Below are 21375 nucleotides of genomic sequence, written 5' to 3'. Positions count from 1 at the left end.
CCAGGGGCCCGAATGAGCCGTCAGGGCTCCTGACGCCGGGCACCCTCGGCCCGGCGAAGGAGCGACCGCGCGTCGGTCTCAGCTGAGGGCGGGGGTGCGAGCATGATGAGAAGCCGCCGGCGGAGTTCCGTCACGCTCGCGATGCCGCTTGAAAAGAGAAGAGGTTTCCCGGACGGGACGCTTCCTTCGAGGAGCGGCGACCGGCTTCCCGGTTTCGGGAGAAGCGCGATAAACGGCCCGGGAGAACCGTCCCCGATCTGCCGCGCAATCCCGTTGTCCGGCCGCACGACGATGCCGTCGCGCTCCGGTATCGGAGCCGACGTTGAAACGGCGAGCACCTCAAACCCGTGCGAATGCGCAAAGGCGGCGGCGGGACCGAGCGCGAGGGCATTGGCTTCCGCATTGGGGCCGCCCACGAAGATGAGGCCCGATTCGAGCGCAAGTTCGTTCATGAAGGCTTCCATGCGGCGGTCTTCAGAGGCCGCAAGCTCAACGACGGCAAAGTTCGCGCTCGGGTGCGAAGCGGTCCAGTCGTAGCGGGGGTTCGAGAGCCGGGAGCGCTCGAACGCTTCGGCAAAGGTCTGGGACTTCCCGAAGATGTAGACCGAGATCGCCTGAAGCGCCGCCACGTTTTCCGCGGTCGGCGTCATCACCGCCCGGTCGAGCCGGAGGGAATATTCCTTCCGGACTTCTTCCATGGTCGAGAAGCGCGAAAAGTCGTCGGGATCTTTTTCGACTTCCGGCATAAGTTTCTTCGGAACCTCGGCAGAATCCTTCTCCGGTGCTTTCCTCTTCGCTTCCTCACGAGCCTTTTCCGCTTCCCTTCCGTAGTAGAGAAACGGCCGGTCGGGCGCAGTCCAGACGTCTTCCGTCCACCAGCCGTCCGACGGGGCGGCGGATGCTCCGCTCCAAAAAGGAATGGCTGAGAGAATCGCGAGGCCGAGAACTGCCATTGCCCGGGAAGACCCGGGAGCGGATTTCAGAATGCCGGTCATTTGATTGAATCCTCCGGGAAAAAGACGCGGGGCGAGCGGAGAGTCCGCGCGCGCACGTCCGTTTGCCATTCGGGAACGGTCATGAAGGAATTGAAGGGACTCAAGGGACTCGTCGAACCGCCGGAAGCGCCGGCTGAACTGAGCCCCGTGCGCCCGGTTCCGGTCCGGGAGACGCCCGTTGATCCGGGCATTGCCGAATAGTGAGCGAGCTTTCCTGAGAGCATGTCGGCGACGCGCTCCTGAGCGCGGGCAAGGGACGCGTCCGGGACGGCATTTCCGGATTTCATCGCTTCCCGCACCACGTCGGCCACGAATTCCGAGAGGTCCATCTTCGAAAAGTCGAGGCTTCCGAGCTCTTCAGCGGTAAAGCCCCGGAGGTCGGGCTCAATGGGCGTGCCCCAGCCGCGCCCGAGCTGGCTTCTCCCTTCTTCGTTCAGAATCCGGGCAAGGCGCGAGTTGAAGCAGACGTAGCGTTCCTCGGTTTCAGTGCACCCGAGCCCGGGGGTCGTATTCGTGCAGACGGTGCCGAGGTACTTGCAGAGCCTCGCGCCCTTCATCATTGCGACCCGCTGGTCTTCCGCCCGGCAGGAGGCGTAGCCCTGGTAGAAGTGCATGGCGGCCGCAAGCGCAAAGCCCGAGGGCGAAAAGTTGAAGCTCCAGCCCCCGGTCTGCGTCCAGGAAGCCGTCGCCCCCCAGAAGGAGAAGGAAGGTTCGTAGACGCCGTTGGGCGCGTTCCCGTAGAGCTTTGTGAGAAGCCCGGAAGTCGAGTCCGAGTAGGCAAGGACGTCGTAGACGTAGGGCGACCCCACGAATTTGATCGCTTCCATCCCCGCGCCCGCGCCGAAGGAGAGGTAGAGCGAAAAGGCGCTGTTCGACGCCCCGACCTCGGGTTCCGTGCGGCAGCAGGATTTGGCGGCCTTCCTGTCGCGGCAGCCGAGCGCAATGCCGGAAAAGAAGCGGTTCCCGGAAACGTCGCCGTAGATCCCGGCTTCGCGGGCGATCTCCATTTCGACGAGCGTGTTGGCGAAGTCCTCGTCGGGCTTGTCGTCGGTGGGCGCGCAGACGCCTGCAATGCAGGCTTCGCCCGAGCAGATGGTGCCCGCGGCCGAGGAGGAGCCCTCCGTTACGCACTCATAAACGCGCGTGGGTCTGGGGCACTCGGTTCCCCCGCCCGGGCAGGCTTCGGAGACGAGGCGGCAGGACGGGTTCCTGTCATATTCCCCGCATTCGCCTTCGCCCGCCATGCGGCAGGTGAAGCTATGAGACCACTTCCAGCAGTCGCGGTAGACGGGTTCCCCGTTCACCATTTTGATGCCGGGGCCTTCGATGCAGGTTTTCGCGGTCTCGACGCACGTACTGTCTGATCTGAGGTCGCCGCAGGCATCAAAGGGCGTTGCGTCCGACTCCTCGAGGGGCGGGAGAAGCTCAGCGCCGCCCGCATCCTCAGAATTCCCGGGACCCTCGGTCTTCCCGCACCGGTAGACGGACTTCCACCGCCGGCAGCTGCCGTCGGAAGCCTCGGACTCGCAGACGGGTTCGGATTCGGGCTTGCAGACGCCCGAAAGGGCGAGGCTTTCGAGCACTTCGCACCCGTTTTCGCCCTCAGCCCGGCAGACGAATTCCGCGAGCCACTCCGAACAAGGGAGCGTCACTTCAACCCCGTCAATCACTTCCGTGCGGCCGGGGCTGGTGCAGGTGCGCCTGACGGGTTCGCAGGAGAGCCCCGAGAGCGATTCATTTCCGAGCTTCTCCCTGCATTCGGACTCATCCTCGACGATTCCGCCGTCGGGAATTTCGGTGCTCTCGCCCTCGACGATGTCTTCGCCTTCAATCGCGACGCCCTTGCAGACGTAAGCCGCGCTCCAGGAGATGCAGCGGCCGGCATCGTCCCTTCTGTCGCAGGTTTTTTCTGTTTCGAGCGTGCAGCCCGCAGCCTCGAGCTTTTCGCAGGACTCCGCTTCCGAGTGCGAAGGGCAGGAAATCGTGAGGACTTCTTCCCAGCAGGCGGGAGATGCCGTCGCGGTCTCGCCGGGGAGGTTCTCAACCGGGATCTCGCGCGGATCCGAGTCGAGGCACGTGCGCGCGGAGACGACGCAGCCGTCCCCGAGGGGGAGCCCGGGCTTCTCGACCGTGCTCCAGGAAACAGAGATTCTGGGGTCTTCCGGCGTAATTCCGGGGCCCGACGGTATTTCTGTACAGAGGAGGTCCGAGAGGGTCTCAAGACACCCGTGGGCCGCATCCGTCGCCGCACACTTCTCCGCCGTCACGCTGCAGGTCGAAGGGATGACGCCCGGATCGCACTGATTCTTCGCTGGCGACTCGTCGACGCAGGAAAGGGTCTTCTCCCATTTCCAGCATTCGCGCGAAATGGTCTCGCCGTTCACAACCCGGTCTGCAGTGTCGGCGCAGGTTTTCGAGAGCTCAACGCAGGTACGCGCAGATGCGGTCTCACTCTGAAACAACATGGCCGTGCCGAGGGAGGCGCAGAAGGCCGCCCACAGAACCAGGGCAGAACCCCGCCGCACCGCAGCGGGAGTTCCCTTTCGAGAGGATGCGAAAAAGTTCGTCATTCGGAACCTCCCCGGGATGCGCCCGTAAAGCCTTTGCACCCGTCCGTCCATTCCTCAACGAGTCCTCCGCCGGAACTCCAGCCCTGATAGGCGAGCACCGCGTTGATTTTCCCCATGTAGGAGGAGCCGTTGTAGATGAGTGCCCGGGCCTTCACGGTGCAGGAGGTGCCTGCCGCACCCGAACACGTGTGCGACTCAATATTGATTGACGCCTTGCAGGCCCCTTTGGTGATCTGGCCCTTGCCTGTTCCGCGGAGCGTCAGGCGATTGGCTGCCCCATTTATCGAAACAACGGCCTGGCGGCCGGCATCGCTCGTCTCCGGCCGGCAGGTGTGGGAGAGGGTCAGCGTGTCGAACCCCGAGCAGCCGTCGGACTTGAGCGCTGCATCGCCTTCGGCTGATGTGGAAGCCGATGTCCCCGTCTTGCAGGAAGGCGCGCCCGAAACGGAAAGCGTTTCGGAGCACGTGACGGTCGTCACGGACATCTGGGGTGCCCGGCAGGAGGCCGGAAACACGGCCGATGCTGTGGCATTCGTGATGATCCGCTCCTCGCGCTCGGGCGCAAGAGCGGAACCATCAAAGAGACACGTGTAGTGCGTTTCCGTCGTGGTGGAAAAGCCCGCGGGCACGCGGCAGGTGAAGGTCTTCTCTATTTCCGGAGCAATGAAGCACGCCCAGCGCGTGTAATTGGAACTCCCGGAAGCTTCCCAGCCCGTGAGGCACGTCTGATCGATGAAGGGCGCGCCCGCCGAACACGTCATCTCCTGGCGGATCGCCGGAATCGAGATTGAAAAATCCTGACAGGTGCCGGGATTGCTCCCGGCGGGCGGGTTCCCGAGACCATTGATGATTTCGTCGCGCCCGGCGAGCATGGAATCCGGCACGGCCGGCCGGTCCGCGAAGCCCCGGTCGAGCACCTGCACGGCAAGACACTCGGGGTCCGAGGCCGAGCGGCAGCGGACGGTGCGGTTGACGGACGGCCCGTATAGGTCGCCCTTCCCCGACTGCCAGTAGGATTCCTCGCGCGAGACGAGCGACCGGTCGCCTCCGCCGAAGCCCGTGAGAACTTCGGATTCCCTGGACGAGAGGTCCTTCCAGGACGGGAGTGCGGTCGAGCGCGCGGCGCGGACGGCTTCCGCGGGATCAGCCGCAGCTGCGCCCTCGGCAGCTGCCGCGGCGGGAAGAGCTGCTGAGAAGCAGCAGGCAAGCGTCAGCGCTTTCAGAGAACGGCATTTCATGAGAAGAGGCTCCTTGCTTCCTCGAAAAGCCCGCGGCGCTTGAGACGCTCCTTCGCAAGCGATCGGATTTCGGGCGACTTTGCGCGCATGGACGCGAGAAAGAGCGCCTTCAGGGGGCGCATGTCTCCGGGGAAGACTTCAATCGAGTTTGTGCCAAAGAGAACGAGCGCCGGAACGGCGGGCTCTGCATCAAGTCGGTCACGTACGGCATGCCAGACGCCGGGAGCGGCTGCGGCCAAAGCCCCGCAGTCGTTGAGAAGCCGCGAGAGCGAGAGGGTCTTCTCCCGGTCGATCACGAAGGGCGAAGCGCCTTTGGCGTCGCCCCGCTTTTCAGCGGCCGCAATCGCTTCCCCGCGCCTCGCCTTCACCGGGAGCCCCGAGAGCGCGAGCGGAATCCCGAGGCGCGCGGCATCCTTCGCAATCGCACGGAGGCTTGCTCCCGGAATGGAAGAAGCCGCCAGAATCACGATGGAGCCGGGTTCATGGGTGAGGGAGGAGTCGCCGTCAGTTTCAGGAAGAATGCCTGAACGCGCTTCCAGACCTGAAAGTTCCGAAAGGCCTGAAAGTCCGGGGAATCCCTCTCCTGCAGCCGGTTCCGGGAGGCCGGAGGGGAGCGCCTCTACCTCTCTGTCATTCTTTGACGCGAGCTCTGGTAGTGCCGCAATTTCTGCGGCCCATATGCCTGACGAAAGAAGGAGAAGCCCGGGGAAAAGAACATGCTTTAAGAAAGAGCACCTCATGCGTGCTCCTCCAGAACTTCAGTTTCAATTTCCCAGCCTTCGAGCGAGAAGGCGGCGCTTACGGGGAGCGCCGTTACCTCAAGCATCCGGCGCATCTGACCGCCCTGGTCGAGCATCACCCGCACGAGCGCGGCGTGGCTCCCGATCTCCTTCAGAACGAGACTTCGCTTCCCCGAGAGGAGAACCACCTGAGCCATGGCAAGGCCTTTACCCCGGGCTTCTTCGTCAAGCTTGGCTTTGACCCAGCGGCGCTGAGCCTCATCGTCGCCGTCGATCAGGAGAAAGACCTTTTTCTGCAGCGCTTCGCCCTGCGACATGCGCAGGTCAAAGCGCTTCAGTTCTTCGGGAAATGGAATCGTACGGCGATCTTTCCGGACAGCCCGCGGAAGCTTCACTGCACCGCGGGGCGACTCAAGTGCTGCTTCCATGTCGGAAAAAGTCTTCTGCCGGCGGCGCTCGAATTCGCCCGAAGCCTCGTAGTGCATCACCGTCATCTGCAAGACTTCCGCCCAGTCGGGGAGGTCGTTGGGGTAGACGGGGCCCTCTGCCGGATGCAGGATGACCGGGCGTCCTGCGCTCATATCGCTGCACCCGGGCGCGAAGGCCGAAAGCGGGAGCATCGGCGCGCCCGGCATCGCGAGGGCGGTCTCCGTCACCAATGGAAGAAGCGGCAGGAGAAGAAAGGGCAGGGAAGGAGGAAAGTGTTTCGTCATGAATGAAAAAAAGAAAACAAGGAGTCAGAGAGAAGCGGCAGCCGGGATGAGAAGGAAAGCCGAGGGCACGCCCGTGGCATAAAGGGCCGGAGCCGGAAATCACCTCGCGGCAGCGTCCGTGCGGGCGGGATGAGTGAAAAGTGCGCTTCTTCGGGCAGCAATGCCCTCTGCAGCGTTCGACATGAACTCAGCCGACTTTGCGACCGCATCGGCCATCCCGGCCGAGAGGCAGCAGTCGCGCTTTCGCCAGAGAAGCACCGCACCGTCTTCGCCCGTGTAGGGGAAGGTCTTGCCGCTTCCCCAGAGGGAAGTGCTTCGCCCCAGGGGCTGGCAGCAGCCGCCTGAAGACTTGTCCGTCGTCCGGGAGGGATAAAGGAGCTGCGTTCGCCAGACGGACTTGTCGAAAATGGGCTGGAGGTACGGTCCGCACTGGCCCTTCTTTCCATGCGCGGACCAGAGGAGCCCTTCCCGGGAAAGCTTCATCGCAAAGCGGTGCGCCATCAGGTGCCAGGCCTGCAGGGGGCTTGTCTGCGCGGCCATCCACCCTGAGAGCGGAAAGACGGATCCCTGGCAGCCAGAGCACCAGTAGAGCGTCTTTTCTGAGAGTCCCGCGCTTGCGAGCGCACAGTCGACGGCGCATGCGCCGAAGGCCGCTCCGGCCGTGAAGAGCGCGCTGTCGGGCGAGAGGAGAAACGAACTCATCGAATCGTCCCAGAGGGGATCGAGTTCCGAGAGGTATGCGAGATCCCACGGCGCTTCCTCAATGCAGGCGTTGTCGAGAAGCGCTTCGAGCACGAAGAGCCAGGGCGTCTGATACCAGTGGGTCTGCCAGAAGGCGGTGCGGCGGTTTTTCCCGAACCCCTGCGGCGTCCGTCCATGGTCGGACGAACGGATGCCGCCCGGATCGAGCTTCATGCCGCCCAGACTCGGGAAGCACCACGAATGGCGGACGACCTCCGCAGTGCGCAGAGGCTCCCAGAAGGAAATGTTGATCCCGACCGACAGATTGACGCCGCTTCCGCAGGAACAGACGGGAGCCGCATCGGTTTGGGCGTCCGGCAGCTTTCCCTTTCCCGAAATCGAGGCGCTCCCCGCAATGGTGATGGGTTCCATGCAGGACCAGCAGACGTCGGTGATGGGATTCGGAATCCTGCCGCTGCAGACGAGAGCCTCGCTCGCCGACGACACGGCAAGCAATCCGAGCACGACAACGGCAACGGCAGGGCGCGGGAGGGCGCGAAAGAATTGAGAGGAAAAGAAGCTCATGCCGCCGCCTCCACCGCCTCAACCGGTCGCTCAGCCTTGCGGTCAGCGTCTGGCGTCCTGTTTCTCATCCGTTCATTTCTTTTCCGGGCGCGCTCCTCCCGAGCCTCGAGCTCCCGCTCCGCCTTCTCTTCCTCGCGTGCGATGAGAAGCAGAAGCTCCTCCCGGGCATCAAGGAGCTGCGCGCGGGCCGAGCGGATCGCATCCGCCTCGGGGCCGTCGACAAAGCGCTCCCCTTCGATCGGGACGCGGATGAGTTCGCGGTAGAGCGAAAAGAACTTGAGCCGGACGGCGGGCGAGAGGCGCGTTCCCAGCTTGAGCGCATTGTCGTGGCGGTTCAGAAGCCCGATCTCGGCAAACGTTCTCATCCAGGCGGGAATGGCAAAGCCTTTCCCGAAGCGGTTCTTTTTCGGCAAACGCGTGAGTCGCATCAGTCCCGTCGCCGCAGTGACGGTGAAGCCCCCGAGCCGGGGTTCGACGAGCGCAGGAAGCTCCGAGAGCGACAGAAAGGCCTTCAAATACCCTTTCTGGTCCTCGACGAAAGGAATCTCAAGCGTCGCGAAGGGATTCCCTTTGACGGGCGCTCCGGTATTGACGGCGGCAATCGCCGGGTCCGCGAGCCAGAGGTCGTGGACGAGCTTGATCGTGTAGGCATTGATTTCGGGGAGCACCACGAGCGGACGGCGCATCGTCCAGAGGGACGCAATGCGGGAGAGGTCCGAGCCCCGTTCGCCCATCGCTTCGCCGAGGCTCGAGAGGGCCGCGGTGATGCGCCTTCCGCGTTCAGGTGCAACCGCCCGCGCATAGCGCACGATCCCGAGCGCCCATGCGGCGCGCCGGGAGCCGAGATGCCCGTCATGAAGGGCATCCCAGGGGGCGGAGGATCTGCGCTCGAGCACTTTTTCCACCACGGGCGGAAGGTCGGCTGCGGCCTCAAGCGCTCCGATTCTGTTCTCGGAAAGAAAAGCGTCATCCTCCTCACGGAGCGCTTTTCTCATCGTTTTGGCGGCAAGAAGCCTCTCCCGCCGGAGAAGCCGCGCCATGGCAGCCGAGTCGTCGAGCACCTTTTCAACCTGCTTCGCGTCCATCGAGCGGGCAAGATTGAGCGTTTCCCGTAAACCCGATTTTCCGGAAGCGCCGGAGGACGCAGAAAGGAGCGCTCGCGCAAAGAGGACTTCGAGCATCCCTTCCACGGTGACGTCGTCCTTGACGGCTGACGCTCCCTGAAGAAAGAGCGCGAGAAGCGCCTTTTCGCCTTCAATCGCAGGACCGATGCGGTCGGCCGCGTGCGCGCGGGCCGCTTCTGAGTAGAGCTGTCCGCGGGGTTCAACGGGCTTCAGGCTTTCGCCGAAAGGCTTTCTCACGGCGCTTCTCCCTTCGTGGCTTCAGTTGAGTCGGACCCAAGGAATCTGAGCGTTCTCTTCACGCGGTCCATGAAGTCGTGGTCGGAATGGGGCGAGGGCGGAGCGGCTTCCGCCTCGCGCGCCTTCGCCATGAGGGCCGGGGGCGTGACGGTCCTCGATTCGGCGAGGTTCGAGAGGTCCGCGGCCCAGCCTTCTTTGATCGCGTCGTCAAGTACCCGGAGCTCCTCGGGGCGAATCCCGAGGCGCTCGAACACTTCGTCCGTCAGGTCGCGGGCGTGTCGCGACGAGCCGGTGCCAGCAAGAACCGCCCTGGCGTCGAGAAGAGGAAGGCCGCTCGACTCCGCAGCTTCCCGAATCGCTTCATCAATCCGGCCGCCGTCGAGCTTCCTGAGATCCTCGCGTTCGGGCATCCCGGGACGCGTGTGGGCGATCCGAAGAAGCGCCACGCGTTCGCGCACGAAGTCGCTGTCAACAACTGAAAAGCGGGGCTCGGAAAAATCGTGGAAACGAGTCCCGGCACGATCGCTGCGCAGAGAAGCGCGCTCGCGATTGCGCCGAGAGAGGAAGCGGGACGGAAGAGGAATGACGTCGCCTGAGAATGCGATGAAGCCGCAGTCGGCACGCTGCCATCAGAAGATGAAGCAATCTGCGCCGGCCGGGCGTGATCCGTCAACGTAGAGGACGGCTCGACAGGAATCCGGGAGACGTTTCGGCAAGGAATTCCCTGAACCTCCTCAGAAGCCGCAGCTTTAGCGTGCGGTTTGGAAGCGCCTTCGAGCGCGTCGAGCCAGAGCGAGGTCGGCGTGGGCTCCCGCTTTTCGATTCTCTTTGGGAATTCGCCCCGGGAAATGCGGGCGAGCGCATCCATCAGACCGGAAAGCCTGCTCTCAGATTCGCCATCAGAACGGAAAGCGTCGGATGCCATGGGCTCCCGAAGAAAAGCGGCAGCGCCCGCTTCCTTCAGCACCCGCACGCGCGCATCGATCCCGCGCACCTTTTCTTCAAAGGCGGGAAGTGCGGCATCGAGCGCCTCCTCGAAGGCCGGGAGAACCTGCGGCAGCCGCGGGTCGGCCGGGTTCAGCGCTGCAATCTCCCGCGCCTTCGTTTCGAGACGGGATATTTCTCGCATCAGTACGGCAAGATAGGCGTCCCGGGGTTCATCCGGAAAGACGGCAAGGATGTCGGGGTGATCGGCAAGCGAAAGGCGAGGGCGTTCGCCCGCGATCGCTTCGCATTCGATCCGTGCCCGGGCAAGTTCCTCCGGACCTGGCAACGGTACGGCGTCAGCCGCCGCGCGGACGGCAAGCGTCTTTTCCTCTTCAGCCAACTCATCTCGAAGCGCGAGCGAATCCGCGAGGAACTTCTCCTTCCAGTCGGGATCCGCCATCTCCTTCATGAGCTCGTGCGTGCCCGAGGGAAAGAGCTCCCGCATGGGTTCATGGGGCTTCTCCCGGGATTCAAGATTCTTTCGCCTGCCGTCGAGCGCAATAAAGTGCGGGGCATCCCGGTCTGCGTCAGGAGCCGAGGGCGAGGCTTCATTCTCTGCGGGAGCGTCGACGAAAGTACGCCCGGTAGCTTCAGAAGCTTCGCCGGAGCCTTCATCGGGAGCTTCTCCCGGAAGCTCTTCCGACAGTTCCTGAAGCCCGCGGCCGAGGGATGCGCCGAAGACGCCCGACCGACCGCTCGATAAACGAGTCGGCTCGGGCGAAGCCGGCTTTTCTTCGGCAGCCGGGGCGTTTTGGGCGGGAGCGTCTTTTACGGATGCGTTTCCGGGTGCGGCTGCGGACGAGTGCCCGGCAGGATCGGCCTGGGTTCTTTCATGAGGAGCTTCTCCTTTCCGAAAGCAAGCCATAGCCTGCGGAGCGGCTGCGGCCGCAGCAGACGACTTCTCATTTTTCGCACTTGCCTTGGGCTTGGCCGCTTTCTTCGTCCTGGGCGCATCGGCCTTCTGCACCGGCTTTTGAGCCTTCGGCTTTTTCGGCGTGCCGGCGGCTTTCGAAGGCGCTGCCGCATTCGACTCAGGGGAAGGCTTCTCCTTTGCAGCGACGGCTGGGCTTGCCGCCGTCGCGGGCTTTTCTGGCTTTGCCGCTGAAGGGGCGTTCTTTTCCTGTGATTTGCCAAGGAATACGGGAACCTCAGGAGCAGGAGCGGCCTTCGCCTTCTCTTCATGCGCCTCGCGTGCGTGAGTGGCTTCGGCTGAATTGCCTTCAGCAGAGCCAAGAAGTTCCGCGAGCTTTTCGCGTTCCCGTCGATTGATTTCGAGCTGATCTTTTCTCCTCGGCAGAGCATCGCCCACGCCATCCCAGGGAAGCGCCTCCGGGGGCGGGGGGAACGGATAGGCGGAAGCAGCTTCATGAGCTGCGCTCTCGGTTGCTGGAGCGGCTTCAGCTGCTGCCTGCTTCACAGGGTTCGCAGGCTTTGAAGCTTCCTTCTTCGGCGCTGCTTTTGCGCCTTTCCCTGACCGCTTCTTTGCGGGTGCGGTAGCGGCAGGTAGAGGAGCGGGCGTCTCCGGAGCTTCAGGAGGAGGAGACGCGAGGGACCTGGAGCCGGTGTCGGCCGATGGCGTGGGTTTCTTTGATGGCATTGATTTATTTGTGAAAACTTGAGTATCTATACAAAATGGAGAGACAACGAGCCTTCAGCCCCGGTCGGAAGTGATCCGATGCCCGGGGATTTCGAAAAACAGGTCGTCTGGGGATCCTCAGCCTTGTCAGTCGGGCGGCGCTTCAGAAGCCGCCGTTCGGGCAATGGCCTCGGAGAGGGAAAGCCCCGCCTTCTGCCAGCGGTTGACGAGGTCGACTTCGTGGGGGAGCGTTGAATAGGCAACGCGCGAATAAGAGTCGAGGAGAAGCCTTCCGATCGCGGCGGGCTCGTCGCCCACCTTCACCACCATCTCGCTCCAGGCCCCGGCAACGGTCGTGAGCGACGTGATGGCTTCCCGGAGCCACGGGTCCCGGGCCATGCGGCCGTCGCGCTCGAGCGCCTCAAGGCTGTCCGCGTCCTGACGCAGGAAGATCCGCGTATCCGCGCACCGCCAGGCGGCCTCCGCGGTTTCGGAGAGAAAGAAGTCCGCGATCGACTGCGTGGCGGTGACGAAGGAGCCGTTGAGCTTTCTGGCTCTCCGGTAGCCCGTTTCAATGAAGCGCCCGGAAGCGCCTTCGCCCATCAGGTCCCAGGCTTCGTCGATGCAGACGAGCTTCGTTTCCGACTTCGGGCGCGTCTGCATTGCGCGCTCGATCGAAAGCATGAGTGTCATGAGGACTGCTGAGCGAAGCCGCTTGTGAGCGGAGAGTCCGTCGAGTTCCAGTACCGTGAGGGCCTTGTCGAACGCGATGGATTTCCCCGTGCCGTCAAACCATTTGGCAAAGGGGCCGTCCTTCGCAAAGGGCTGAAGCATCGCGGCCATCTCAAGGGCCGTGCGTTCCTCGCGTCCCTGAAGGCGGTAGCCCGTGAGCATTTCGCGAAGGTCGTCGATGAGGGGCGGCCTCCCTGCTGCAACTGCCGTCCGCGCCGTCTTCTGCACGCACTCCGAAAGGATCGACTCCGCATAGTCGTCGAGCCCCCGGCTCGTCATGAGTTCGGAAAGGATCTTCACGACCATTTCGAGGAGCTCCCGGTCGTCGCCCTCGAACGAACCGTCGCGGGATCCGTCCGTCAGGAACTTCAGAGGGTTCAGATCCCAGCGCGCCTCGTCGTTGAATTCAATGAAGGAGCCGCCCAAAAGCCCGCAGAGCTTCTTGTAGGAAAACCCCGCGTCTATGATCCAGACCCGGCCGCCCGAGAGGATGGTCGAAGCGGTGAGTTCGTTCATGACGACGGATTTGCCCGAACCCGGCTTGCCCACGACGGTGGCCGAATAGGAGCCGTGAGCGTTGGCAAACGGGTCGACGAAGAAGACCTGGCCTTTTCGGCCGGCGAGCATGAGGAGCGGCGTTCTTTCGCGCTTTCCCGGTCTCGGACCCGTGCCCCGGTATTCCGTCATGACGGGCATGCCGCAGATGGCGGTGGCGGCCGTGCGTCTCGGGAAGCGGCGGAGCTTCTTCATGTCGGACGCGAGCCGCGGACCCGCGGAACAAGGCAAAACGGCCATCAGCGCCTGAGCATGGAGCGCCGTATTGGTCTGAAGGTCCATCGACGCCTTGCGGCCCAAAGCCTGCGCTGCCTGAATGGCATCGGCTTCGCGCCCTCTGGGAGCGAGAAGAAGCATCTGATGAAGCACCCGTGCAACGCCCCCGGCCGACTCAAAGCTTCGTTCGCCGATCGTGAATTCGCGGTGCGCCTCGTGGTAGTGGGTAACGAGCGCCGCAATCGGCGTCGTCATCATCTGGCGGGTTCGAACGCACATGGCCGACACCCGCGCCTTTTCGGCCGCGATGTCGGGAACTTCCAGAATCGAGGTGAGGAGGAACGGGCACGGAATCTGCGCGCCTGCGCGGGTGGGTTCGCCGAGAAGCAATGAAATGCGCGCGAGGTCCATTCGAGGCGCATAGTTTTCAATCGAGAGGCCGATCGCCGTGACGCCGCGCTTTCGCGAGTCTGCCGGATCTGCTTCCAATCCCCCGTGAAAGAGGACGCCGTTCTTTTCGACCTCTACCTCGGTGTCGCGGTCCATGAGCTGCCAGCGGATTTCGTCGAAGATCGAGAGGAAACTGGGCTTCAAGGTTCCCGCACGGACCTTCTGGGGATTGAGGAGCTCTCGGAGCGTGAGGGCGTAGTCGGCCGCTCCCCAGAGTCCGCCCCAGAGGTGCGCCTGAGAAAGAATCGCCTCCATCGCGCGCGCCGTGCGGCGCGCGGTCTCAAGCGCTTCCTCTGAATACGGGTCGTTCGTTTTGATCACGACCGAGAGCCATGCGCGGAAGTGCCGGACCTCGACGGGTGCGGCCGGGAGGATCTGATCCCGCGCCGCACGCCGAAAGAGGTCCGCGCGGTTTCTGACCATGCCGAGCGCGACGCCGCGGGAGTCTTCAGAGAGCTTCTCGACCCCCGTCAGGTGCGAGCGCGTCCAGGCTTCAAGGAGCCCGTCGATTTCAGGCGACGCATAGGCCGTCATCGCAATCGTCGAGCCGACGGGAAGCGGGAGATTCCCGAGCGTGAGAAGCGTCTTCTGCATCTCTTCCGTGACGCCCGTCTGCGGAATCACCTCGATCGTGAAGCCGAGGCCCTCGGGGCGGCCGGGTTCAGCGGCCGAGAGGGCCATGAAGTGCTCTTCGATCAGCTCATCGTAGGGGAGATATGCCCCAAGAGAATCAAGCTCCGCGCGGTCGCCGTCCAACTGCGTTGCCGGGAGCTCCGCCGAATGGCGAACGCGCCCGCCCCGGGACTGAGGAAGAGTCCCGGGGAAAAGCGCCTCGCGGGCGGAATCCATCAGACGCCTGACGCCGGAAAGGGCAGATTTCCGGGCCGTCATCGGGGATTGCTCCCCGAGGGAAGAACCTTAGCGAGCTCTTCGGCGTAGGCGTCGCGCAGCATCCGCAGCGCGTCGGACGAGCTCGAAGTCCCCGAAGAACTCCGGCCGGCTTCCTCATGCTGGGGAATAGCAGATTTGCCGGAAAGAGCCGGTTCAACGGCAAAGGGGAGCGACACGACGGCAGAGCGCCCGGCGTTCTCGCGATGCGGCGTCATCCACGAAGCTTCCTTCACGCGCATGTAGAGCCGGTGGCCTTCATGGAGGTCGCCGTCGCTGTCGGTCCAGGGCGCTATCGTGATGCGGATGATTTCCTCGGGCCGGCGCTGAGGGGCGGCGGCAAGGAAATGAGCGGCCTCCTGATGCTCAAGGCGCGGTGCGGATTCGCGGTTCTGAATTTCGTTTCCTTTGGGCGCAGGGGAGTTTTCCCTCGTCTTCGGGGGAACCGATTTCTCCACGACAGAATCCACATTGGTGGTGCCGGTAGCGGACGCAACGGGCGAGCGAACTTCCACTTTTGCAACGGGCGAAAGGGCCTTTTCCGGCATGGTCTCTTCCGAGTTCGGAGCGGCAATGACGGGAAGCTCTTCCTTACGCTGGTGCGGAAGGAGCCCGGCCGCATTCATTTCGTACGTTTCATGAAGGGACGAGCAGGAAACCCCGGGAGCCTTGGGGCAGGAGAAGCTGTCCGTTGCGTTGAGGCCCGTGAGCGAGGTGCAGCCCGGGATCAGCGCCACGAACAGGCAGGCGAGACTCGTCGTCCCCGTAAGTTTCGCGGCATGAGGGTACGTATGGAAGAGATCTTTCTTATTAACGTGGGCGGTGAGCCAGGAAGTGATGCGTTCGGAATAAGAAGTCTTTTCCCTGATCGCGATGGCGTGGCCCCTGTGCTTTCTCATGGCGATGGCGTGACGGAACCATGATGTGCCCGTGAGCCGGCGGTAAAAGAGATCAAGGAGCTCCTCAAAGCTCACGGCATGCGGGTCGAGCGCATTCGCTGCCGCAACTTTCCCCGGAAGCCTGAAGAGGGACGCACCGTTTCGGTGGTGCGAATCACAGTCGATGAGCTCGGTGAGGCAAGCGCGCACATGCGTGGTCTGCGGGAGCGGTTTCCTCATCATGCGCTTGTCGGTGGTGACTGGCTTCAGGAGGATCATTCGCTTGAGGAACGGATCCACTTCTTCCCTTACGGCGCTTTCGTTTCCCGGGGGAGCCGTAAAGCGGAAATCGACGGCATTCTTTTCCTGCCAGGCTTTGGCGCTGCTCGCTATTGCCGCAGTCAGAAGAAGGAACTTCTCCTCGAATGCCGGGTCTCCCTTTTTGATGGGTGCGACCCGGGCCCCCAATGCCTCGTAGCAGTACTGGTTGGACTTCAGGCAGAGCGACGAGGCGGGCTTGATCTGATCAATGAGTTTCGGTTGTCTCCAGGTCACAATGACGCAGAAGGTGCGGGCGGAGTCTTTAAGCCGCACGACGGCAATCAGCTCAACATTGCTTTTGGCGTTCTTCGGGCTGTAGAAGCTCACCGCCGCCTTTCTGCAGGCGCAGAGGCTTTCGAGCATGAGGAGATCGTCCCAGGCGGGATCTGGTTCGGCGCGCCTTACCTCGAGCATTTCGTCGAAATGGATGCTGCATGAGTGAAGGAGCCTCATGGCGACGAGACGGCAGGCAAGTCCGCTCACGAGGCCGAGGACGTTGTTCTGATCAGCTGCAGGGCCGTACTCAAAGATAAGGGCGGAACGGGTTTGCTCGAAGACTTCAATGGTGCTGAGACGGGTCATGAAAGGATCTTGAATTGGAAGTTGATGAGGGTCTTGGGGAAAGGAGATCGGCATCAGCTTTCACGCAGGATCGTACCCTGCGAGATGACGAGATCAAGAGGCGTGCCGGAATCGACTTCAAGCACGGGGAAAATATGGGAGGCGAGCTTGAGGTAATGGTCGACAATCCGGTCGAACCCGGAGGCCATCCCCTGACCGAGTCCCGCCTGGAGCGCATTGTCGTAGCGGACCGTGTCGAGTCCCGTCACGTTCGTTGTGACGGACTGGGCGGATAGGCTCACGGCTTTCCCGAGTCCGGAAAGGACGGCAGTGGAAAGGGCCGCCGCAATCGCCTGACCGCTTCGCGTGACGAGGGTGCTTCTCACGCCCACCTTGCCGTCGCTTCCCACTGCGTAGCCTGAGACCTGAATGTCGAGCGTCTCGCCTTTCTTCCCGACGCAGGAGAGGCGGTCCAAACGAATGAGCGTCCGCTCGGACGAGATGTCGCCCGTCGCCGACCCCGTGACGTGGCAGGATTCCACTTTTGATTTCCATCGGTTCGGGAGCACCGCCGGGGCATCGAGCCGCATGAGGACCGGCATGGCCTGAGAGGCTCCCGCTCCGCCCGTCGGCGCATAGACGCCCGTGAGAAGCGTCGCACGCACGAAGGATCCGGCCGGGATGTAGGTTTCGACGGTCGTTCCGGCGGCGCGGTTGACGGCGAGAGGCTTCTCGTACTCGTAAATGGGCGCCGGCGCAAAGCGGGGAGCGTTCAAGCGCCGCTCGTCCTTCGGGGGCGTAAGCGTCACCATTGCGAGCCTGCCGCCCTCAGGAACATAAGCCCCATTCAGAGGCGTCACCGGTGCGGCATTCCCGATCTGACGATCAAGATCCGCCTGATCGTAGGGGTTCCCGGAAGCGGCTTCAGGCGCAGACGACGAAATGGAAGGGGAAGCTTTTGATTGTGAAGTCTTCGCCTGATATTCAACCCAGGCGCGGCGGTCTCGGTCGAGGGACCGGATGAGTTCTTCCTGAGAGCGTACGGACCCCTTCAGGTTCGTCACGGAATCCTGATAGGTGAGCCGCATCTCGGAGAGTCCTTTCTCGAGGTTGTCCAGGCGCATCGAAAGCTTCTCGAGAGCGCGTTCGGTCATGAGGCTGTAGGCCTCGCGCTGCGCGCGATCGGGGTGGAGCGTGAGATCGGTGTCGGTAATCTGATTTTTCGTCTTTCCTTTCTGGGCTTCAGGCGACATGACGAGGCCGCCCCCGATCAGGACGAGGAGCGCCGCGCCGACAGCAAGGAGCAAGCCCTTCTGCTTCTTCTTTCGGAAGTCGTTCGAGAGCTGAGCGTCGGACATCCGCGAGCGCACGGAGGCCCAGGCGGAGGAAAAGACGGACGAGCCGGAGCCGGATGAGGACGGGGAGCCGCCTCCCTGCCCCGGGAGGTGATCATCAGCTGCCACTTCCGGCCTCCACGAAGATGAGGGAGGCGGAGGCGCCTAAGGAGAGTTCATCCCGGTCGATCGCGGCCGCGAGGATCGTGCCGCGGGTGAGGACCGATTCGTCAATCGATTGGCGTGCGAGGCGGGTGTTCGTGACGCGCAGCACCGAGGCGTTGAAGCCCATCGACGACCAACAGGCGGTGAGTTTGGGCTTCAGGGATTGAAGCGCAAGGATGGCCTCTCCAAGCGAAACGGACGGCTTCGGGCAGGCGCCGCGCTTCATGACGTCGGGCGTTTCTTCATTCAGCACTGCCTGACGGATGATCCGCTTCACGGCGGCTTCATAGTCCGCCGCCGGCATGGGCGCGAGCATCCGGGAGCTCCGGGTGTCGGTCCCGACTGCAAAGGCGCCCGGCGATTTCGAGAGGATGATGGTCTGCGGATCCATGTCTTCCTCAGCGTTCAAGAGAATCGAAATTGAATTCCCGCTCTCGGTCGAGAGGTAGACCGCGGCTTCTCCTGCCATATGGGGCTGAACGTAGAGTTCGCCCAACTGCGAGTTGGTCTGGATCGAGAGGAGCGCACGGTCATAGACCGCGCTCACGATCCGGTCTTCCTGAACGGCGATGCGGGAGGTTTTTCCTGCAGGGACATCGTAGCGAAGCATCCGGCGGGAGGCTTCTGTGCGGAAGTACGGGGCTTCGGCCTGAGGAGCGGGTTCCCGGGCTTCTGCAGAGTCGAGAAAAGACTGAGCGAGAATTCCTGGGAAAATGACGAAAAGCACGCTAACCGCGGGCTTTTTCCAAGAGGACATCAGGTGGGTCATGAGGGTTCTGAATGATGGGGTTGAGAATCTTTGAGGCAGCAAGGCCCCTGACGCCGCTGAGGACAAAGCTTCTCAGGGCAGTCATTTCGAATGGGTTCTGAAGGAGTCTTACCGGGAGAGTGCCGTCATCGGAAGCGCTTTTCCCGTTCTTCGTTCGTGAGCTCCGTAATGGAGAGAAGGAAGAGTCTTCCCGCCGCATACCGGAAGCGCGCCTCATAAGCGACCTGGTCGGAGCTCGTGACGGCAGAGCCGATGAGAAGCTTTCGTTCTCCGAGCACCGTGACCGCGAGCGCGTTCGCGTCCGTTCTTGTGCGCGAGGGATAAAACGCAACCGAAGCCATGTCTTTCTTCAGGCTCGCGATCTCACGCATAAGGCGCATTTCCATCGCGCCGTAGCTCTCGGGCGCCACGTGTTCAAGGAGCCTTGAGAGAGAGCCTTCCATCGTTCGCGGCGTGATGTTGGTGAGCATCGAGACGAGCGAGAGCGCGTGCCGCTCGAGATAACGGCTGTCGGGCGCGTCGTTCGTGAAGGCCCAGCCTTCCTCGGCTGTTCCTGCGCCGGGCGGCATAAGAATCGTGAGCGCGGGCGGGGTTTTGAGGAGCAGGGCACACCCCAGAAGAACATTGGTCGCAAGACTTGCGGCGAGCGTTCTGAAGACAAGGCTTCGCATGCCCAGACGGGCCGCCATGGCGCCGGTGAGTGTGGGTGTCATGGTGAGCGGAGAGAAAGTTGGATGGTGAGGGATGGAGGGGCTTTGAAGAGAGAAGCCCCTCCATCAGATTGAGAAGCAGAGCAGAGCGGAACGAATAGGTTCGCTTCAGAGCCTTTGGGTTCAAACTACCCGACGAAGCGCCTCATGGCGCTCGGGGGCGTTCGTTCAAGCTTGAGGCCGTCGACGTACCAGTACCCGAGATGAAGGGCAAACCCCGAGCTCTGCTTCGCGGATATGCGGCTCCACCAGGAAGCCGTGAGGATCCCGGCGAGCGTTCCCAGAATCAGGTGATCAATGATCCCGCCGATAATCATGAGGGAACAGGTTATGATCACGTGCTCGGCGCTCCAGAAGAGAAACCGGGGCTTGATTTCGAGTGATCTCGGAACCGCATAGCCTTCAGACACGCTCATCAAATCGTCGCCGTAAAAATGGAATTGAGAATCGACGGCATCGTGACGAGAGCCAGAGCGGCGCCGACGCAGATGACGCTTCCAATGAGCGATCCACGCACTAATCCGACTATCAATCCAATGATAAGAAATGTGAGGGACAGGGCCTTCCCGAGAGAGCCCTGCGTCCATCCTAAGAGGCGTTCATAAATTGCCTGAAAATCATCTGCTCCGGTAGCTGCGAGAACATCCGGCGCCGTCATGGCGAAGATGGTTCCAACCAGAAGGAGGGCAGTGAGTTTTGCTTTATCGGCCGATCGAGCCTTTTGAGAAATCGGGAGGTTATTCTTCATCTAAGGTTTAAAGAAAGAGGTTGATGTCACTGCCCTCAAATGCGGAGCAGGCGTACTGAATCAAAGCGCCGGCTGCTTCAATTCAGGGAGACGCATCCTACAGGAAGAATCGAAAAAGTGCGTTTTGTTTTTGAACGTCATCGGCCCGATTTTACAGATGGGCTTTTGAAACGAAATAAATCAATATAAAACAATGAGATGGACGAAAAGTTTGAGTAAGTGAGCGGCTGAGAAGAAAAAACGTGAAAAATGGAGATCCTTGAAAACGGGATGCAAAAGGAATATGCAGCAGCGAATACCGGGGGTGAGGTGCTCGCATGCCGGGAAAAAGGGGGCCTGAGAAGCCGAATAGGGTCGTTTGACGAGGTCTAGAACGGCCAGGTTCGGGAAGAGAAGGTGGTACCTTAATTGCTTGAAAAATGAGGAAGAGTGTCTACGGAAAGCGAGTAAAATTCGCATCATTAATAAACACGAAATTTTTGAATTTACTGGCACAGACTGGAATCGGTGTGTGTGTGGTACAAGAACATAAATTTGAATCTGCGGCTTACGGAATCGTGTTCAGGGTTGCAGCGGAATGTGCCAAAAATCGGGACTAAGAGACCGGCGAGGTACTGATCTGTAAACGGACTGTTTGGGAGAAAACTTCTTTGATTTAAATCAAAGAAGGCAACTGAGGTCTGCAAACATCGCGCTTCTACAGGGGCATGCGGGCTTTTGAAGAGCTTTCGTAAACGTGGAATACGAGCGTGGCGGAGCGTTCGCGCTGCATCAGGGAAAGGCGCGAATAGGGGGAAAAGTGCCGATGGAGATGAGAGCGGTGGAGAGTGCCGGGCGAAACGGCAGAAAGACTCAGAAGAGAACGGGTTCTTCAGGCGCCTGGGGAGAGGCTTCGGTTTTCTTTGCGAGAAGCGTTCCCTTTTCGTATTCCGCCCACCAGCCGGAGACGGCGGAGAGCGGAAGCATGAGTTCGCGGGCAGTGGCCTGCGCTGTAAGTCCCTTTTGGAAGAGCGCAAGAGCTTCCGACTTGATGTCGGTTTCGAGCATTCCTTGCTTTTGCTTCTTCGATCTGGGGTTACCTTTTGCGCGGGGAGCGGTCTTCCGCGTGCGCTTCCTTCTAGGAGGCGCTTCAGGAATCGGAAGGTCGGAGAAGAGGGAGTCTTCCTCGGGCGTTTGAGACGGCGTCTTCTTTTCGGACGCGGGCGCTGCACGCCGGCGCTCTTCAGCAGGGGCCGGAACCTCTGAAAGCGGAATCGATACTTCTTGAGGATTAGGCATAGCTTGTTCGAGGAAAAGAGACGGCAGCGAGGGGCGAAGGAAGAGGCTTCAGGAGCCGTCGATCGCTCAAGAAAACTTTAGCGCAAAGTGGTCAGAGCGGCATCAGGACTTAACTATAGAACTAAGCTATTACAAACCGCCGGACAATTTGTGTTTTTAACTTTGCGTGTGTTTCCTGCGACAATTGATATATAGGTAGAAACGCTACACATACTGAATGCACTGAAATCACTAAAAGGTACTTCTTAAAAACGACGTATTAGGGATACCCCCGAAACTCATAACGCGCTCGGGTAATTAAGCACCGTTCCCATCGGTTAAGAG

17 protein-coding genes are annotated in these 21375 nt (G+C 61.7%); all 17 read right to left on the bottom strand.

Annotated elements, in window-relative coordinates:
- Window positions 1–20 precede the first annotated feature (20 nt).
- Window positions 21–995 carry a conjugal transfer protein TraF gene (gene traF / locus Q0106_RS00345; RefSeq protein WP_297607467.1) on the bottom strand — a complete coding sequence of 325 codons (975 nt, stop codon included), beginning with the start codon at window positions 993–995 and terminating at the stop codon, window positions 21–23.
- Window positions 992–3565, bottom strand: a complete 2574-nt coding sequence (gene traN, locus Q0106_RS00340; RefSeq protein WP_297607465.1) for a conjugal transfer protein TraN — start codon at window positions 3563–3565, stop codon at window positions 992–994. The genes traF and traN overlap by 4 nt, the downstream gene beginning before the upstream one ends.
- Window positions 3562–4803: a hypothetical protein gene (locus tag Q0106_RS00335; RefSeq protein ID WP_297607463.1), complete on the bottom strand. Its 1242-nt coding sequence runs from the start codon at window positions 4801–4803 to the stop codon at window positions 3562–3564. The genes traN and Q0106_RS00335 overlap by 4 nt, the downstream gene beginning before the upstream one ends.
- Entirely contained in the window at window positions 4800–5543 is a 744-nt protein-coding gene (locus Q0106_RS00330) for a hypothetical protein (RefSeq protein ID WP_297607462.1), read from the bottom strand. Before Q0106_RS00330 ends, Q0106_RS00335 begins: the two co-directional genes overlap by 4 nt.
- Entirely contained in the window at window positions 5540–6199 is a 660-nt protein-coding gene (locus Q0106_RS00325; protein ID WP_297607460.1) for a hypothetical protein, read from the bottom strand. Before Q0106_RS00325 ends, Q0106_RS00330 begins: the two co-directional genes overlap by 4 nt.
- Window positions 6200–6355: 156 nt before the next feature.
- Window positions 6356–7522, bottom strand: a complete 1167-nt coding sequence (locus Q0106_RS00320) for a TraU family protein (protein WP_297607459.1) — start codon at window positions 7520–7522, stop codon at window positions 6356–6358.
- Window positions 7519–8883, bottom strand: coding sequence for a hypothetical protein (locus Q0106_RS00315; protein ID WP_297607457.1), 1365 nt, complete (start codon window positions 8881–8883; stop codon window positions 7519–7521). Before Q0106_RS00315 ends, Q0106_RS00320 begins: the two co-directional genes overlap by 4 nt.
- Window positions 8880–9137: a hypothetical protein gene (locus tag Q0106_RS00310; RefSeq protein WP_297607455.1), complete on the bottom strand. Its 258-nt coding sequence runs from the start codon at window positions 9135–9137 to the stop codon at window positions 8880–8882. Before Q0106_RS00310 ends, Q0106_RS00315 begins: the two co-directional genes overlap by 4 nt.
- An 8-nt stretch (window positions 9138–9145) precedes the next feature.
- Window positions 9146–11467, bottom strand: coding sequence for a hypothetical protein (locus Q0106_RS00305; RefSeq protein ID WP_297607454.1), 2322 nt, complete (start codon window positions 11465–11467; stop codon window positions 9146–9148).
- A 126-nt stretch (window positions 11468–11593) separates the two neighbouring features.
- On the bottom strand, window positions 11594–14290 hold the full coding sequence (locus Q0106_RS00300; protein WP_297607452.1) for a TraC family protein: 2697 nt from the start codon (window positions 14288–14290) through the stop codon (window positions 11594–11596).
- Complete coding sequence (locus tag Q0106_RS00295) at window positions 14287–16068, bottom strand: TraV family lipoprotein (protein ID WP_297607450.1); 1782 nt, start codon at window positions 16066–16068, stop codon at window positions 14287–14289. Before Q0106_RS00295 ends, Q0106_RS00300 begins: the two co-directional genes overlap by 4 nt.
- Window positions 16069–16121: 53 nt before the next feature.
- The gene (locus Q0106_RS00290) at window positions 16122–17510 is read right to left on the bottom strand and encodes a TrbI/VirB10 family protein (protein WP_297607448.1); all 1389 of its coding nucleotides are present in this window, start codon (window positions 17508–17510) and stop codon (window positions 16122–16124) included.
- Window positions 17500–18273 carry a type-F conjugative transfer system secretin TraK gene (locus tag Q0106_RS00285; protein WP_297607447.1) on the bottom strand — a complete coding sequence of 258 codons (774 nt, stop codon included), beginning with the start codon at window positions 18271–18273 and terminating at the stop codon, window positions 17500–17502. Before Q0106_RS00285 ends, Q0106_RS00290 begins: the two co-directional genes overlap by 11 nt.
- A 167-nt stretch (window positions 18274–18440) precedes the next feature.
- The gene (locus Q0106_RS00280; protein ID WP_297607445.1) at window positions 18441–19028 is read right to left on the bottom strand and encodes a TraE/TraK family type IV conjugative transfer system protein; all 588 of its coding nucleotides are present in this window, start codon (window positions 19026–19028) and stop codon (window positions 18441–18443) included.
- A 125-nt stretch (window positions 19029–19153) separates the two neighbouring features.
- Window positions 19154–19441, bottom strand: a complete 288-nt coding sequence (gene traL / locus Q0106_RS00275; RefSeq protein WP_297607443.1) for a type IV conjugative transfer system protein TraL — start codon at window positions 19439–19441, stop codon at window positions 19154–19156.
- Window positions 19441–19773, bottom strand: a complete 333-nt coding sequence (gene traA / locus Q0106_RS00270; RefSeq protein WP_297607441.1) for a TraA family conjugative transfer protein — start codon at window positions 19771–19773, stop codon at window positions 19441–19443. The genes traL and traA overlap by 1 nt, the downstream gene beginning before the upstream one ends.
- A gap of 852 nt (window positions 19774–20625) precedes the next feature.
- Complete coding sequence (locus Q0106_RS00265; RefSeq protein ID WP_297607439.1) at window positions 20626–20820, bottom strand: hypothetical protein; 195 nt, start codon at window positions 20818–20820, stop codon at window positions 20626–20628.
- Between the last annotated feature and the right edge of the window lie 555 nt (window positions 20821–21375).

It is taken from the genome of uncultured Sutterella sp. (assembly GCF_937923675.1).
GTDB lineage: Bacteria > Pseudomonadota > Gammaproteobacteria > Burkholderiales > Burkholderiaceae_F > Sutterella.
This window is presented reverse-complemented; position numbering and strand designations above follow the sequence as displayed.